We start from the raw sequence: 15,126 nt of genomic DNA, 5'->3' as shown, positions 1-15,126 counted from the left end.
TAACAGTACGGCGCTGAATGCATCACTTGTGACGGACGACCAGCGTGCCGGTTTGTATATCTTCGGTCAGAATCGCCATCGTTCCGCGTATGACCATGATGGTGACGGATATTCTGAAATTCCCAAGATACACGGCCAAACCATCGGTTTCCGTTCATTCCTGAAAACAACGACATATTCGAAACTAACTTTTGAATATCACCACATGGAAGAATTCCGTAGGGGAGGAGACTTGTTGAACCGTCCACCTCACGAAGCGAATGTAGCGGAACAGACCGAACACTCGATCAATGGTGGAGGACTGAGATTTGATTATTTCTCACCTAACGAGAAACATCGTTTCAATGTGTTTGCATCAGCGCAGCATATCAATCGTGACAGCTATTATGGTGGCGGCCAAGATCCGAATGCTTACGGAAACACTACCGACTTAAACTGGATGGCAGGATCGCAATATGTCTATAGTTTCGGAAAATGTATTTTCATGCCTGCTGACCTGACTGCCGGAATAGAATTCAATCAGGATAAACTGGAAGACAATATGTGGGGATACCACCGTACAGTAGACCAAAAAGTGAATATCGGTAGTGCTTTCTTTCAGAATGAATGGAAGAATGAGCATTGGGGATTTCTGATTGGCGGTCGTTTGGATAAACATAACCTGATTGACCATGTGATATTCAGTCCGCGTGCCAATCTGCGTTATAATCCGACGGAAAATATCAATCTTCGTTTCAGCTACTCATCCGGTTTCCGTGCTCCGCAGGCTTTCGACGAGGATTTGCATGTGGAGAATGTAGGCGGTAATGTGGCGATGGTTGAATTGGCCGATAATCTGAAAGAAGAAAGATCACAGAGCTTGAGTGCTTCGGCAGATATTTATCATCGTTTTGGTGCGTTTCAGGTTAACTTTTTGGTAGAAGGATTTTATACAAAGTTATCAGATGTATTTGCCCTTACCGACGGAGAGGTAGTGGATGGAATCCTGACACGTACACGCTACAATGCACCGGGAGCCCGTGTGATGGGACTGACATTGGAAGGAAAGATGGCGTATCTGACTAAATTCCAGGTTCAGGCAGGAGTCACCCTGCAACAGAGCCATTATAGCGAACCGCATGTATGGAACAAAGAAGCTCCGGCTGTAAAGAAAATGATGCGTACACCGAATACTTACGGTTATTTTACAGCAACCTATACCCCGATAAAACCATTATCTATCGCTCTTTCCGGTACATATACCGGTTCGATGCTGGTTCCCCACGAACCAGTTCCGGGATTCCTTGAAAAACCGATAACGGTGAATACGAAGGACTTCTTCGATATCGGTTTGAAGGCTGCCTATGATTTCAAACTTTACAAGTCGATGAACTTGCAGGTAAATGCCGGTGTACAGAATATTTTCAATGCCTACCAGAACGACTTCGACAAAGGGGCTGACCGTGACTCCGGTTATATCTATGGTCCGTCATTGCCGAGAAGTTTCTTTGCCGGAGTGAAGATAAGTTATTAAAATTCGGTTAAGATTTAAAATCGTTATAAATAGGGATTGTTTTGCATGGAGACAATCCTTATCTTTGCAAAAAACAAACTAAACCTTGACTTAGGTGCACAGAATAAATGTGCAAGATGACCGAATGAAACAATTGTACCTACATATAATGAAGTGGTTTCTGCCTGTACTGTTTATCTCGTACATGGCAGGAATCACTTTGTTTACTCACTCCCATGTGGTCAACGGGGTTACAATTGTCCATTCACATCCATTTAAAAAAGGCAGCGAACATAGCCATACGACGGTTGAATTCCAACTAATTCATCTCTTGAGTCATGTGTTGGTGACCGACAGCGGTTTGATACCAACATTCTCTGTTGCTGCTTTATCTCTATTATGCATCCTGTTTGTCCGCCCGCAAATTGAGCAATTTTACCGTTCTTGTCCGGGCGTAATATCTCTTAGAGCACCTCCTATCGCTTAGTCTATCTTTTTGGGGGAACAGTATTAATGTATTAGGATCAACGATTAACGATCGCTGCTTCCCTTTCCCTTTATTATTATTTTTCGAATTAAAACATTAAAAGACTAACGACAATGAAGAAATATCTTTTAGTCCTGGTCGGCCTGTGCTGTGTCTTGTCATACGCATTGGCTGAACGTCCGGACTACCCTGAACTGAAGAAATCCGATGCGAATATAATAGGTCATGTACTGGATAAAAAAACGAAAGAACATCTTCCGTACATCACTATCGCACTGAAAGGAACGACCATAGGAACCGTGACCGATGCTACCGGGCATTATTTTTTGAAGAATTTGCCGGAAGGAAATTTTATACTGGAAGTTAGTTCAGTAGGTTACAAGACAGTGACCCGCAACGTAACTCTGAAAAAAGGAAAGACACTGGAAGAAGATTTTGAAATAGAAGAGGATGCGATTGCTCTCGACGGAGTAGTAGTTTCCGCCAACCGGAGTGAAACGACACGTCGTATGGCTCCTACTTTGGTGAATGTTGTCGACCTGAAACTTTTTGAAACCACCAATTCTTCCACTTTATCACAAGGACTGAACTTCCAGCCCGGAGTGCGTGTGGAGACAAATTGCCAGAATTGTGGCTTCCAGCAAGTCCGCATCAATGGTCTGGACGGACCATATACACAAATTCTGATAGATTCGCGTCCCGTATTCAGCGCCCTTTCCGGAGTGTATGGACTGGAACAGATTCCTGCCAGTATGATTGAACGTGTAGAAGTGATGCGTGGGGGAGGCTCCGCCTTGTTCGGTTCTTCAGCTATTGCAGGAACGATTAATATAATCACCAAAGAGCCTTTACGTAATTCGGGTCAGCTGTCGCACACCATAACTTCTTTAGGAGGAAGCTCCTCATTCGATAACAACACCTCGCTGAATGCTTCATTGGTGACGGACGATCATCGTGCCGGATTGTATATCTTTGGTCAGAACCGTTATCGGTCGGGATATGATTATGACGGAGACGGATTTACCGAACTGCCCAAATTGAAGAATCAGACAGTGGGTTTCCGCTCTTATCTGAAAACAAGTACTTATTCCAAACTGACCTTTGAATATCACCACATGCAGGAATTCCGTCGTGGAGGGGATATGTTGAACCGTCCTCCTCACGAAGCGCATATTGCGGAGCAGTTGCAACATTCTATTGATGGTGGAAGTTTGAAATTCGATTATTTCTCTCCGGATGAAAAGAACCGTCTAAGTGTTTTTGCATCGGCTGCCAATACAGACCGGGACAGTTATTACGGACCGGGTAACGATCCTCTGAAAGCCTATGGAAAGACAACGGATTTAACCGCTATGGGTGGTGCACAATACGTACATACGTTTGACAAGTGCTTTTTTATGCCTTCTGATCTCACGGCAGGGCTTGAATATAACCGTGACCGCCTAAAAGATAACATGTGGGGATATAACCGTCACACGGATCAGACGGTGAATATTTACAGTGCTTTTCTGCAGAACGAATGGAAGAACGACCGTTGGGGGATTCTGATTGGTGGTCGTCTGGATAAGCATAATATGGTGGATAATGTGATCTTTAGTCCCCGTGCCAACTTGCGTTTTAATCCTACCCAGAATATTAACCTGCGTTTAAGCTATTCTTCCGGATTTCGTGCTCCGCAGGCTTTTGATGAGGATATGCATATTGAAAATGTGGGCGGAACGGTGGCTATGATCGAGCGTGCAAAGGATTTGAAAGAAGAGAAATCCCAAAGTTTCAGTGTTTCTGCAGATATGTATCATCGTTTCGGAGCATTCCAGACGAATTTGTTGATTGAGGGTTTTTATACAAGACTGACCGATGTTTTTGTATTGGGCAAACCTTACGACCGTGGTGATGGTATATTAGTGAAAACACGTAGCAATGGCCCCGGTGCTAAAGTGATGGGATTGACACTGGAAGGTAAAGTGGCTTATCTTTCTATCCTGCAAATACAAGCGGGATTAACTTTACAACGTAGCCGGTACGATGAACCGCATAAGTGGCATGACGATGCACCGGCAGAAAAGAAGATTTTCCGTACTCCCGATACATACGGTTATTTCACTGCTACTTGTACCCCCATCAAACCTTTATCTATTGCTTTGTCAGGAACCTATACCGGCAGGATGTTGGTGCAACGTATGGATATCACCGCCGAGAATGCCGAACTGGGTAAAATGCCTGAAAGAAAAGCGGAAGCAATCAGAACACCTCGTTTCTTTGATTTGGGAGTGAAACTGGCTTATGACTTCAAGTTATACAAAACGGTTGATTTGCAATTAAACGGCGGAGTTCAGAATATTTTTGAGTCTTATCAGAAGGACTTTGACAGAGGAGCTAACCGGGATTCCGGTTATATTTACGGTCCTTCTTTGCCGAGAAGTTTCTTTGCCGGAGTAAAGATCAGCTATTAATCGGTCATAAAAATAGTTTCCCGGCACGGTACTTTTTGTTTCCTGCGTTGAAACACTTTGTTTCAAGGCTTAAAAGAGTGTAGTTCGTTTTAATCTTTTATAAATCAGCGATTAAAAGTGTTTTTATAAAGATGCAGGTAACGATATAGTAGTGGAAGTTCAGCTACACATTGCATTGCTCTGCATAATTTCAAATATCTCTGTAACACAAAGGTAAGCAATGTTTTTGATGCTTCCAAGTTAATCATAGCATATTTATAGAAGGGTTGACAATTAATTGTCAGCCCTTTTTTATCCGATATCCTCTGTCATTCTATCAGTCTCTTTTTTAAGAAGGAGAATTGCGTGTATTCCCCTTTCTATCCTGATGAAGAAAAAATATTCTGAAAATTCACATTGATACCAAGTGAGTTACAAGGAAAATGTGGGGCTGGCGGTTACCGTCAGCCCTATTTTTTCATGCCTAATTTTGAAAACTTTGCAACCGAAGAAAGAAAAATAACCCATTAGAACAAAGGAATATTGTATGGAAGAGAACAGAAATGATATTGAGATACTCAAAGCAATGATAAAGGACAACTTTGAGGAACAACGAAAACTGATTGCCAAGCTGGAAACGGCTCTGGAAGCAGTAACCAGTTTCAACGGTAAGCAAATGCTGGACAGCCGGGATATGCGCCTGATGCTGAAAGTATGCGACCGGACACTGATCCGCTGGCGTAATTCCGGGAAACTCCCATTTTTCAAACTCAGCGGCAAGATTTACTTCTGGGCTTCTGACGTATATAAATTCCTGAGAGAAGAATGTCTAAACGAAGATTTCATATCCGATTCTATTAACTCATAAATAAAAATTCACATGGAAAATCAAAGTAAAGTAATCGTCATAGAACGAAACAAATTCGCAGCACTCGTCAAATCACACCGCAAATGCCTCCAGATGCTGAACATCCTGACTTACATCTACACAGTTAAGGAAGTAAGCCTTACCCTGACCTTGCAGGAAATCTGTGAAGTCCTGCACATGACTCCCGAAGAAGTGGAGATACAGCGACAGAAAGGATATATCCGCTTCACGACACAGAAAGGGATGACCGTCTATGAAATCACGGACCTGCTCCGATTGGAAAATATGCTGGAGATGGGGAGCATCTATCGTAAGATCGACAAAAAAGTAATGAACCTCGAACCTCTAAATAATGAATAAACAATGAAAGAAGAAGAGCAAGACAAGAAACAGCGGAAGCGTCTGGTACACGCTTCCCTGTTTAGTGGATTCGGCGCCCCAGACCTGGCTGCCGAATGAATGGGATGGCAGAATGCCTTCCATTGCGAGATAGACGATTTTTGTAATACCATTCTAAATTACTGGTTTAAAGATGCGAAAAGTTATACAGATGTCACAACGACAGATTTCAGGGAATGGAGAGGAAAAATCAATGTCCTTACAGGAGGTTTTCCTTGTCAACCATTCTCCGTCGCAGGCCAAAGAAAGGGAGCGGATGATAACCGCTATCTCTGGCCTCACATGCTCAGGGCCATACATAAGATCAGGCCCGATTGGGTCATTGGTGAGAACGTTGCTGGCATCCTCACGATGGTACAGCCCGGTCAGGAGACTGAAGTGGGAAGTCAATCCACTCTATTCGGAGAGAGTGAGCCTGTATTTAAAAGACGACAGCAATATGTTGTTGAAACCATTTGCCGTGATCTTGAACGCGAAGGATATTCCGTCCAGCCGGTACTTATACCGGCTTGTTCCGTCGGTGCACCTCACAGACGGGATAGAGTTTGGTTTATTGCCCACCGTGACGGCACAGGACTACAAGCGCAGGGGGCCGGGCAGCAGGCAGCAGGGACTACCGGAGATAATCCATGGGATGCTTCTGCCAACGCCAGTGGCAACAGAGATACACCATGCCGAAAGAGTCAGGAAATGGAAATCGATGAATTTATCCTCACCCCATGCCCAGATAGCCGGAGAGAAGAATCCCAACGGCCTGACGGATTTTCTGGACTTTTACGGGATACTACCGGAACCGATACCGGACAATACTGAGCTGGAAAACACGGACGGGAACAATCTGGAAGAATCGATCCTACAATGGCTGGCAGAAGGACAAGTGATGCCGACACCGACAGCGCGGGATTGGAAAGGCGCACCTTCACTGGAGAACCTGAAGAAACGGGGAAAGATACCACAGAAGAACAGCCTTCCGGATTTCTTCGCCCGGACTGGAAAGAGTTTCCAACTCAATCCCCTGTTTGTAGCCGAGATGATGGGCTTTCCACCCGATTGGACGGTATCTCCTTTTCTCGGTGAAGACAGGCATCCATTAAAGGATACGGGAACGCTATCGTCCCCCAGGTAGTCTACGAGATATTTAAAGCAATAGAAGAAACCTATAAATTAAACAGTCATGAATAAAGTTTCGATATTTGAACATCCCGAGTTCGGACGCATCCGGACACTGGAAATTGACGGGAAAATATGGTTCTGCGCCTCGGATGTTGCCGCCGCACTTGGCTACTCCAATCCGAGAGATGCCGTCGTAAGACATTGTAAACCAATGGGTGTCGTGGTTTACGACACCCCTACACGCAGTGCCGTCCAGAAAATCAAGTACATCAGCGAAGGAAACGTATACCGGCTGATTGCCGGTAGCAAGCTGCCTTCCGCTGAGAAATTCGAAAGCTGGATATTTGATGAACTGGTTCCCGAAACACTAAAGAACGGTGGCTATCTTCTTAAGAAGAATGGCGAAACGGATAATGAACTGCTTGCGCGTGCCATATTGCTCGCACAGAACCGTATAAAAGAGCGAGACAGCCGTATTTCAGCATTGGAGAAGGAGAACAACTATGCTATCCTGAAACTCAAGCTACAGGCCCCAAAAGTTCAGTATTACGACAAAGTCCTGCAATCCCAAAGCACCTACACGACCACACAGATAGCGAAAGAATTGGGAATGACTGCCGGAATGTTGAACAAGCGGCTCCGATGGGCAGGCATCCAGTTCCGTCAATCCGGTCAGTGGCTGCTCAAAGCTCCTTACCAGAATCAAGGCTATACAGCAACCCGGACCCATGTATGGGAAAGCCGCACAGGAGAAACAGGCACGGCCATGTTGACGGTCTGGACGGAAAAGGGCCGGTTATTCATACATTATCTTTTTGAGGCTTATCTGGTATAGCCGGAATATAAGACCGGGATAAATAAAAAAGCTACTGAAACAAAAATTCAGTAGCTTTTTTATTGCTTTCAATTGATACTATCTCAACCGTGGTCCCGTTTTCTTCTTTTCTTTCACAGGCACAATTTCTTGTCGGGGTGCTTCTTGCGGCCTTATTCTTTCACTTACAGTCTCACTCTGAAGAAGCCTGTTTAAATACCGGAGGTCCTTCAGTAACTCCTGTTTGCATTCCATCTCCAGGGAATGGGCCATATTCGACATCGGGTTGGTACTTTTCTTGACAAGCGGACCGTTCAGGAGATCTTCTTCTATATACAGGGTACAACGCTTCAAATAGCCTTCAATGTCCTTCGGCGTTTCAGCGATATCAATCGCCTCCTGAATGGCCTTATAATTCTTATCCATATAACAGGCCTTATACAAGTCATCGGCATGCCAGTCAAAGAAATGAAGATAGTTTTTTCCCAGTTGCTGGTTATACTCTTTTATATCGCTTTCCACAACCCCTTTCTTCTTGTCAAGATATTGCTGCAATTGTTCGATCCTTAAATCACTTTTATCCATTGTTGTCCGATTTATAGTTCCATGTCCGTTTCAGTTTCGCTCTGAAAGGATATATCCAGTTCTCTTTCCTGATGGAAATTATCCGCTATCACGAATTTAATTTCCGCATTCTTGCTGCTTCGGTTATGATAGAAGAGCGTGAATACCTGGCGGCAGGGATCGCTGTCATCCAACTCCGCTATCGAATCCAACGGTTGCATCTCCCGGTTCACCAGATAGACCTTCTTCTTGTCGTACACCTCGCCGCTACCCTCCATCTGTATATAACCGATTTGATAGCCGGCTTCCTCATAGTTTCCGCTACGATTGAGTGTCAGACGAATCTCCACGGTCTCATCCGGGGAAATGGTCTTCTGGAGATACCAGGACGTTAGCGAGAAATCATAAGCCTGCTGTACTTCCAATTTATCATCACAGCCACCCAGCAGGCAAAGCAATGTGAGCATGATACCACTTATTATTAATTTCATCTTCATGATTTTACGTATTACTAAATGAATAATTTACTTGATTGAGTCCGTTGTCGGCTAACGCCTGATGCCCGTTTTTATCTTTCTTTCAGGCGGCTCTTCTCTCTTCTTTTCTGTTTTATTAGCCGTCTGTTGCAAATTCTCTTCGGGAGGCGTTTGCGCAAGGATATTCGCGAATTCCCGGTAATCCCTAACTAACTGCTGCATACACTCCAACTTCAGGAAATGGGCAACATTCGTTGTCCGGCTGGAACTGTTACAATCCACCTGACCGTTCAACAGTTTGTTCTCACAGTAAGCAATGTTGTCCTCAACAATATTCCAAACCGTATCCATGCCCTTTGCCCCGTCCACCGCCTGCCGGAGTATCTTATAACACCCGGACATAAAATGAGACTTATACAGGCTCTCCGCATTCCATTCGAAAAAGTGTAGGAAATTCTCATTCATCTTCTTGCTTTGTTCACGTATGTTCCGGTCTTCCCGGTTTATTTTCATATCCAGCCAATGAAGCATCTCATCCACGTTCCAATTGCCTTGTTCCATACTGTTGCTGCTAATTGAAAATGTACTTGACACCGACAGCTGCCACCGTGTGGAAATTCCCCACGGATGATCCGAAGAATATCCTCTGGCGGACATTGAAAAGAAAAACCAGCCTGTCGGAAAGGAACGCCTCCATCTCGAAAGCCGGGGCAAAACCATAAATGAAGCATCCGTCATTCTTTAAAGTCGCCCCGTCATAGAGCAGCTTGCAGTTCCAGTTGGTCGTCTCATAACCCGCCAGAGCGGAAAGACCGGCAGAGAAGAACACGTTCTTACCACGGTCCGAGATGAACGGCACGAAATAACCTACCTCCCCGGTAAACTGCGCTTTGGGGATCGCAACATCCTTATAGGAATAGTGCTTTTTCACATAATCCGCCCCGAACAGCCAGCGGGAATGGTTCCGGTTATACCGACTCAGAGCCAGTCCGACCTGGAAATTACCATGCAGATGCTTCACATTTGAACCGAAGTCGTCTACACCGCCTAACGTAAGCTGGATACCTTTCTGCCCCGGCAGGTAACGCTGGGCAAAAGATTTGCCTGCCACAAAGGGCAGACAAATGCATAACAAAATAAATAAAACTCTTTTCATGATTACTCACCGATTAATTCATTCACAATACGCGCGTCCACCAGGTCACTGTTCTCAATATAGAACCGCTGGTGACGGCCTCCCCCTTTCTCGTAAATTTCCACTTCCAGCAACTTGTCGTCAGGAATGACAATTTTCGGAAAGGCATACACGATCCGTCCCGTGCTCTTTCCTTCGATGCGTGTCAGGGCATTGAGCGTGCGTACCGGTTCAATATAAGTTTCCTGCTGAGCCGTCCTTTTGGCTATCTTCTTATCCACTATCTTAAATCGCACGAAATCCACATCGAAAGGCACATTGGAATTGTTCGTCAGGGAAACATGGAAGAAGATCAGGTCCTTATGCACATAAATGCCCTTTAAAAGAGCCTGCATCCCGAACTGCCTGCATCCGATATGCTTCACGTCCCTACGGTCCAGCCGGTGGATGGTGTACATCACGCTGGCAATGACCGTCGGATCTTCCTCGCCCAGTTCCGTGACACGGATGGAGCTGCCTCCTTTCTTTTCTCCCTCGTCCGGGTTCATCCACTGGTCCATATTGATATTCAGTGTGGAAGGCTCTTCCTTATAAACGACATTGAAGGAAAAGAAAGAGCCGTCTCCTGTAATCACGGAGAAGTTCGTCTCTCCCGGAAACTCCTTCACCGCCGCTTTGACACGTACCACGTTCTCGACTCCGTCAGCCTTGCCTGCGATGATATTGTTACTGCCCAAATCCACGTAGCGCACTTCCGAAGGGAAGAGGATATGCACCGTCTTCCCAAAAGTGACCTCTATTTTATAAGGGATGATATGCTGGCCCGCCGTCAGAATCCTGACGGGATTTACCGGCCTTTCCTCCTGTGAAAAACCGGATACCGAGGCCAGAACAGCCATCAAGAATGCTATAACTATTTTCATTGTCTTGTCTTTTTTATTAAAGTGAATAATCCGTTATTGTCTCTTTGTGACCAGCAGCACCTTATATCCGGCTTTCAGTGTCACCTTGACCGCGCGAACCCGTCCGGCGATCAACCGCGTGCCGCCCTGCATGACTCCGCGCGTCAGGTCCATGACCACCTGCTGTCCGGCAGAACGTGCAAACGAAACGCTGTTTCCCATGCTCTCGCTGACCGTTCCAGCCGCATCCTTTGCCGCATTGCGGGTTTCCGATCCGGGAACGAAAATACCTTTCTGCCCGTCTATATCGTAAGTCGCCAACTGAACAGGAATGATATTCCCGGCATACTCGATGCTGCTGATCAGGATATCCAGACGCTCTCCCTGTATGACCGCCGCACCTGTTACCAGACTGTTCTCCGGAACGGTAATGTTGCCGGCTTGTAGAGGTTGCAGCAACCGGAGTTTTACCCTGCCTCCCTGTTCAATGATCTGGTTCTCCGAAATGCAGGCGGCGATGGTATTCGTCCCCATTTGGTAGCTGTTCCCGACAGCAGTATTAAAACCGTAATTCCTCTCGACAGTAAGCGAAGCGATATAGGCGGAATCCGTAACAGGTTGTGAAAGGCCGGAGGTCGTCTGATACTCCGCCCGCTGAACCGGAACAGTTTCCGTGGGTTCTTTTCCGACAGCTTTCTCCTGGACCGTATCCTTATCCGGGTTCAGATACTTTGCCGCCATCTTGTAGGACCGCTCCATCAGTTCTTCTCGGGTAGCCGCCTTGTTCTTCTCCTTTTCCGCCTCTTCCAGCTTTTTGTTCAGTTCATCTACTTTTCTTTCCAAATCGCTGTTTGCCGTCTCTTTGGGAGTCTCATAGAAGTCATTCAACTGCCCGGAGATTTGCTCGTAGGTATTAACGGACTGTTGCAACCGGTCTCCGTCCTTTTCTTTTTCACCGGTATCGGATGCCCCCTTTCCTTCGTTCATTAATGTCCCGGCAAGCTGCTCCAACGACTTCATCCGGCTTTCTTCCTCCACTTCCGCCTGTTGCTTCTCATAGGCAGCGGTCTTCTTATCCACCAGTTTGGCAGTGGTAGGTTCGGGTACGTTCACATTGAATCCTGAATTTCCGGGGGCTTCCGTCTCGTTTTCCTTGCCGGAGGGGGCAAATATTCAGTACATGACTCCCAGGAAGACCAGCACAAAGGCCGGAATCACAATGAACTTCCTTCTTTTTTCCATCTCTTCCGGTGTGAGCACCTTCTTCTCTTTTTCAGGTTCTTCCTTCAAGGCTCTGCCGTTTTCCGGCTGTACCGCCGTTTCTTCTGCCGCTTCGGGCTTTTCCAAATCTTTATCTTCCATTACTCGTTGGTTTTAGGGTGATACATTATACTGTCTTTATCCGCCCGGTGGAGGGAGTCCACCGGATGGACAAACGGCAACTCCTTTTGTGTGCCGTGAGAGAGAAAACGCCCGAAAGCGCGTGCTACGGTGATACCACATAGAACGGTACTGGTAACCAGCATGCCCACAAGCACTCCCTTACGCTCTTTTTCGGACAGCTCCTCGCAAACGTTCTTCAGTTTTTCGCTGATCTCTGTCTTTATCTTCCTGCTTTTCATTACCTTAATATATTAGCGTTCAACGGTCCTTATATCCCTGTTTTCCAAAATCTCAAAGCGTTCCGCCATGAAGCCTTGCGGATTATTATCCGACCTGACCGTACTCTGCAGGAAGCAACGGGTGACCAGGGAACGCTCGGTGATATTGCTGTTTCGGATAATCATCTGCCGGGCAAAGGTGGTGATCCGGTACGGATAGTTATCGAAATCACACTGCATGCTGTCTACCAGGACAGTCTGGTTAATATTACCGCTGATCAGACGATTATAATAGCCTTTCTCGTTCCAATCCCGGTAATAACTATAAAGACTCTTGTCCGCCAGATACATGGCCCGGTTGATATTGGATTCGATAGCGGCCTTATCGGGAGCCAGCGTAAAGAACAGTTCATGCATGCGGCGCACATGCTCGCGGGCCTCCACCGGACGGTTCAATGCCGCATCTTGGGATAACGCCACTATGAGTGACTTGCCCTGATCCAATACATATACTTTCTCCCGTTGCTGGTTAGCAAAGAGGTAGGACTTTCAGATGGCATACGTAGTCAGTGAGGCACAAATACCCAGAAAGACCAACGTGAACAGGCGGATCTGCCTGAACGAGGATTCGATGTTTTTAAAACTTTTAAATTCCATAATTTTATGTTTTTTCAATTTCTACTTTTTCAATAATACGGCACCGACATTTCCCGTCGAAGCACCCGCCGCAGCACCGGCTACATTGGTCACCTTGGATGTCGTATTGTTGACATTCCGGTTATAGGCACTCATACCTCCCGCTTGGACAATCCAGTTCGAAACAGTGGGCACACAAAAATATCCGATAATGCCGATGACCATGAATATCAGATAGATGGCCGAGGAACCGTCCACGTCAATGACACTCATCGGATCGGCCATCAGGTTCATCTCTTCCTGCAGGATTAGCGTCTGTATCTTGGCAAGCATCGCCCCGAAGAGATCAGCCACCGGTAGCCAGAGATAGACACTGATATAGCGTGCCAGCCATTGGACAAGCGTGTTCTGCAGTCCGTCAAAAACACTCAGGGCAAAGGCTATCGGTCCCAAAATGCTTAGGACTATCAGGAAAAAGGTACGGATCGTGTCGATGACCAGCGAAGCGGACTGGAAGAGAATCTCCAGCAATTTGCGCATGACCATCTGGACAATACCTTGCAGGGAGAAGGCATACGAAACCTCATACATGGTCTGCAAGGCCGTATGCTCCTCCTCACTCCAGCCCATGTTATCCAGTTCCGCATCCAGCTCCTCATTGGAAGCAAAGACACGTCCGGTCATCATCGTCTTAGCCATCATGTCCGCACGGAGCTTGTCCTTCTCCTGCTGGTACTTCTGCAAGTCGAAGGTCTGGTCACGGAGCAGCATTCCGGTTCCCTGAACGATGGGGCTAAAGATACCGTTGAGAGTTCCCAGCACCATCACGTCAAAGAAAAGGATACACATGCCCAGGACAAAAGGCCGTAACATCGAAAAGACATCGATGGGCTCCGCACGGGAGAGCGACTGCCAGACACGGTAAGCGATATAGAACAAAGCTCCTAATGCAGCGAGTGCCATCGCCATGTCCATCATCGGGTGGCAGAGTTTGGTCATCGTATCATAGAGATTCCGAAGAATCTGGTGCATATTTTCAAATGAAATGGATAATAATACCATAATTGATTCTTTTAAAATTGTAGACTACCAATAACGCTCATCCTTGCCGTACAGGTCAAATACCTGTTGCTGCTCGTTCTTCTCCTTGGCACGCAGGTAGGATACATGCAGGTTCTTGCGGGTGTAGTAGTTGGCCAATTCCTTGTAATGTGTCATTTCCCTGTATACCCGGTTCACCAGGTCAATGCGTTCCTTGTCGTTCATGGACATGCCGGTGGGATTGATGATATTCTTCAGCTCGGTAATGCTGCGGCTGCTCTTCTTCATGATGGTGTTATAACCGGCAGCTATCGCATTCAGCTCCCGCTGGCTGAAATTCTTGTCGGTTAGCATCTTGCCGAAATTGTTCACGTAAATCTCGGAGATATCACCGAGCATCAGGACGGACTCCTTGACTTTCTCGCTGCCGCTGATCAGGTCGTTCACTTTGCGCAGCTTGTCGTAATACTCACGCCCCTGCTCGAAAATCTTTGAGGTCTCCTTCCATGTGGAGAGGGCATTCTGCGCCGTTTCCGAGGTCTCCACTATTTCGTTGACACTGTTCACGATACCCTGGACGAGGTTGCCCGGATCGGACACCACCCACTGTGCCTGTACGCTTGCCGGTACTATAAAGGCCGACAGGACAAACAACATGCTTATAATTCTCTTTCTCATTGCTTCTTTATTTTAATCGTTTATTTTTTCTTTTTCTTCTCACTTGCCAACATTCGGATAGCCTGCTCCATATTGCCGCCCAGCTTCTCTGTCATTTGTGTGACTTCCAGTTTTTCGGTTTCTTCCGTGGTATAGGTGAGATACTCCTCGACAGAGGTTTCTGTGGCATAGACAGCGGACCGGACACCTCCCAAGCCTATTCAAACCTCCTTATACTTCCGTGCCGGATCGTTGGACTGATTGATAGACAATATCTGCCCTTTCTCTTTGTCGGTCAATCCGAGCAGGGACTGTACGGAGTCAAACTTGTTAATATACTTTCGCTGATCCAGCAGAATCTTACAATCGGCATTGTTGATAATGGTGTCTTTGATAATGGGACTTGATACAATATCGTCCAGTTCTTGAGTGACGACAACGGCCTCACCAAAATACTTTCTAACCGTTTTGTGTAGGCTAAGCACCCAGCGCCTTATCATATTTCTATG

At 46.3% G+C, this 15,126-nt stretch carries 17 protein-coding genes and 3 pseudogenes; 8 read left to right on the top strand and 12 right to left on the bottom strand.

Features of this window, described 5'->3' with window-relative positions; all coding sequences use genetic code 11:
- Positions 1 to 190: 190 nt before the first annotated feature.
- The 8 genes and pseudogenes from N5O98_RS27600 to N5O98_RS14830 all read left to right on the top strand — a co-directional run.
- A pseudogene (locus N5O98_RS27600) lies at positions 191 to 1,513 on the top strand (TonB-dependent receptor plug domain-containing protein); the annotation flags it as partial.
- 124 nt (positions 1,514 to 1,637) lie between these two features.
- Complete coding sequence (locus N5O98_RS14855) at positions 1,638 to 1,979, top strand: hypothetical protein (protein ID WP_008776571.1); 342 nt, start codon at positions 1,638 to 1,640, stop codon at positions 1,977 to 1,979.
- Between the two features lie 113 nt (positions 1,980 to 2,092).
- On the top strand, positions 2,093 to 4,432 hold the full coding sequence (locus N5O98_RS14850; protein WP_004300137.1) for a TonB-dependent receptor: 2,340 nt from the start codon (positions 2,093 to 2,095) through the stop codon (positions 4,430 to 4,432).
- A 526-nt stretch (positions 4,433 to 4,958) separates the two neighbouring features.
- Entirely contained in the window at positions 4,959 to 5,279 is a 321-nt protein-coding gene (locus tag N5O98_RS14845; protein ID WP_004308054.1) for a helix-turn-helix domain-containing protein, read from the top strand.
- A gap of 12 nt (positions 5,280 to 5,291) precedes the next feature.
- Entirely contained in the window at positions 5,292 to 5,639 is a 348-nt protein-coding gene (locus N5O98_RS14840) for a hypothetical protein (protein WP_004313787.1), read from the top strand.
- A gap of 99 nt (positions 5,640 to 5,738) precedes the next feature.
- Positions 5,739 to 6,491, top strand: a complete 753-nt coding sequence (locus N5O98_RS14835) for a DNA cytosine methyltransferase (protein ID WP_080558381.1) — start codon at positions 5,739 to 5,741, stop codon at positions 6,489 to 6,491.
- Positions 6,379 to 6,804, top strand: a complete 426-nt coding sequence (locus N5O98_RS27500) for a hypothetical protein (protein ID WP_132061476.1) — start codon at positions 6,379 to 6,381, stop codon at positions 6,802 to 6,804. The genes N5O98_RS14835 and N5O98_RS27500 overlap by 113 nt, the downstream gene beginning before the upstream one ends.
- A 48-nt stretch (positions 6,805 to 6,852) precedes the next feature.
- Positions 6,853 to 7,626 (top strand): phage antirepressor KilAC domain-containing protein, encoded by a 774-nt coding sequence (locus tag N5O98_RS14830; protein WP_004308051.1) that lies wholly within the window; start codon positions 6,853 to 6,855, stop codon positions 7,624 to 7,626.
- Positions 7,627 to 7,704: 78 nt separating this feature from the next.
- Here N5O98_RS14830 and N5O98_RS14825 read toward each other — a convergent pair whose 3' ends face one another.
- The 12 genes and pseudogenes from N5O98_RS14825 to N5O98_RS14770 form a co-directional block, all read right to left on the bottom strand.
- Positions 7,705 to 8,190 (bottom strand): hypothetical protein, encoded by a 486-nt coding sequence (locus N5O98_RS14825; protein WP_118161463.1) that lies wholly within the window; start codon positions 8,188 to 8,190, stop codon positions 7,705 to 7,707.
- A gap of 11 nt (positions 8,191 to 8,201) precedes the next feature.
- Positions 8,202 to 8,666, bottom strand: coding sequence for a TraQ conjugal transfer family protein (locus N5O98_RS14820; RefSeq protein WP_004308050.1), 465 nt, complete (start codon positions 8,664 to 8,666; stop codon positions 8,202 to 8,204).
- A gap of 51 nt (positions 8,667 to 8,717) precedes the next feature.
- Positions 8,718 to 9,206, bottom strand: coding sequence for a hypothetical protein (locus tag N5O98_RS14815; protein ID WP_004308049.1), 489 nt, complete (start codon positions 9,204 to 9,206; stop codon positions 8,718 to 8,720).
- A 10-nt stretch (positions 9,207 to 9,216) separates the two neighbouring features.
- Positions 9,217 to 9,801, bottom strand: a complete 585-nt coding sequence (locus N5O98_RS14810; RefSeq protein ID WP_004308048.1) for a conjugal transfer protein TraO — start codon at positions 9,799 to 9,801, stop codon at positions 9,217 to 9,219.
- A gap of 2 nt (positions 9,802 to 9,803) precedes the next feature.
- A complete protein-coding gene (traN, locus tag N5O98_RS14805) occupies positions 9,804 to 10,703 on the bottom strand; it encodes a conjugative transposon protein TraN (protein WP_004308047.1) in 900 nt (299 codons plus the stop codon).
- Between the two features lie 33 nt (positions 10,704 to 10,736).
- Positions 10,737 to 11,855 carry a conjugative transposon protein TraM gene (gene traM, locus N5O98_RS14800; protein WP_072067469.1) on the bottom strand — a complete coding sequence of 373 codons (1,119 nt, stop codon included), beginning with the start codon at positions 11,853 to 11,855 and terminating at the stop codon, positions 10,737 to 10,739.
- Positions 11,856 to 12,044 (bottom strand): hypothetical protein, encoded by a 189-nt coding sequence (locus tag N5O98_RS14795; RefSeq protein WP_004308045.1) that lies wholly within the window; start codon positions 12,042 to 12,044, stop codon positions 11,856 to 11,858. It abuts the gene before it with no gap.
- Positions 12,044 to 12,304, bottom strand: a complete 261-nt coding sequence (locus N5O98_RS14790; RefSeq protein ID WP_004318726.1) for a hypothetical protein — start codon at positions 12,302 to 12,304, stop codon at positions 12,044 to 12,046. The genes N5O98_RS14795 and N5O98_RS14790 overlap by 1 nt, the downstream gene beginning before the upstream one ends.
- A gap of 12 nt (positions 12,305 to 12,316) precedes the next feature.
- Positions 12,317 to 12,940: pseudogene (gene traK / locus N5O98_RS14785) on the bottom strand (conjugative transposon protein TraK).
- A 21-nt stretch (positions 12,941 to 12,961) separates the two neighbouring features.
- Positions 12,962 to 13,981: a conjugative transposon protein TraJ gene (traJ, locus tag N5O98_RS14780; RefSeq protein WP_004308042.1), complete on the bottom strand. Its 1,020-nt coding sequence runs from the start codon at positions 13,979 to 13,981 to the stop codon at positions 12,962 to 12,964.
- Positions 13,982 to 14,005: 24 nt separating this feature from the next.
- Positions 14,006 to 14,638, bottom strand: a complete 633-nt coding sequence (locus N5O98_RS14775; RefSeq protein WP_004318720.1) for a DUF4141 domain-containing protein — start codon at positions 14,636 to 14,638, stop codon at positions 14,006 to 14,008.
- A 20-nt stretch (positions 14,639 to 14,658) separates the two neighbouring features.
- Positions 14,659 to 15,093: pseudogene (locus N5O98_RS14770) on the bottom strand (TraG/VirB4 family ATPase); the annotation flags it as partial.
- Positions 15,094 to 15,126 lie beyond the last annotated feature (33 nt).

The organism is Bacteroides sp. LFL-34, from assembly GCF_027257075.1.
Lineage (GTDB): Bacteria > Bacteroidota > Bacteroidia > Bacteroidales > Bacteroidaceae > Bacteroides > Bacteroides ovatus.
The sequence above is the reverse complement of the archived record's forward strand: the minus strand, read 5'-3'. Positions and strand labels throughout refer to the sequence as shown.

Bases quoted from the DNA above. Each gene is read 5' to 3' on its own strand.
- N5O98_RS14855 (WP_008776571.1), top strand. From the start codon at position 1,638: ATGAAACAATTGTACCTACATATAATGAAGTGGTTTCTGCCTGTACTG.
- N5O98_RS14850 (WP_004300137.1), top strand. From the start codon at position 2,093: ATGAAGAAATATCTTTTAGTCCTGGTCGGCCTGTGCTGTGTCTTGTCA.
- N5O98_RS14845 (WP_004308054.1), top strand. From the start codon at position 4,959: ATGGAAGAGAACAGAAATGATATTGAGATACTCAAAGCAATGATAAAG.
- N5O98_RS14840 (WP_004313787.1), top strand. From the start codon at position 5,292: ATGGAAAATCAAAGTAAAGTAATCGTCATAGAACGAAACAAATTCGCA.
- N5O98_RS14835 (WP_080558381.1), top strand. From the start codon at position 5,739: ATGGGATGGCAGAATGCCTTCCATTGCGAGATAGACGATTTTTGTAAT.
- N5O98_RS27500 (WP_132061476.1), top strand. From the start codon at position 6,379: ATGAATTTATCCTCACCCCATGCCCAGATAGCCGGAGAGAAGAATCCC.
- N5O98_RS14830 (WP_004308051.1), top strand. From the start codon at position 6,853: ATGAATAAAGTTTCGATATTTGAACATCCCGAGTTCGGACGCATCCGG.
- N5O98_RS14825 (WP_118161463.1), bottom strand. From the start codon at position 8,190: ATGGATAAAAGTGATTTAAGGATCGAACAATTGCAGCAATATCTTGAC.
- N5O98_RS14820 (WP_004308050.1), bottom strand. From the start codon at position 8,666: ATGAAGATGAAATTAATAATAAGTGGTATCATGCTCACATTGCTTTGC.
- N5O98_RS14815 (WP_004308049.1), bottom strand. From the start codon at position 9,206: ATGGAACAAGGCAATTGGAACGTGGATGAGATGCTTCATTGGCTGGAT.
- N5O98_RS14810 (WP_004308048.1), bottom strand. From the start codon at position 9,801: ATGAAAAGAGTTTTATTTATTTTGTTATGCATTTGTCTGCCCTTTGTG.
- traN (WP_004308047.1), bottom strand. From the start codon at position 10,703: ATGAAAATAGTTATAGCATTCTTGATGGCTGTTCTGGCCTCGGTATCC.
- N5O98_RS14795 (WP_004308045.1), bottom strand. From the start codon at position 12,044: ATGGAAGATAAAGATTTGGAAAAGCCCGAAGCGGCAGAAGAAACGGCG.
- N5O98_RS14790 (WP_004318726.1), bottom strand. From the start codon at position 12,304: ATGAAAAGCAGGAAGATAAAGACAGAGATCAGCGAAAAACTGAAGAAC.
- traJ (WP_004308042.1), bottom strand. From the start codon at position 13,981: ATGGTATTATTATCCATTTCATTTGAAAATATGCACCAGATTCTTCGG.
- N5O98_RS14775 (WP_004318720.1), bottom strand. From the start codon at position 14,638: ATGAGAAAGAGAATTATAAGCATGTTGTTTGTCCTGTCGGCCTTTATA.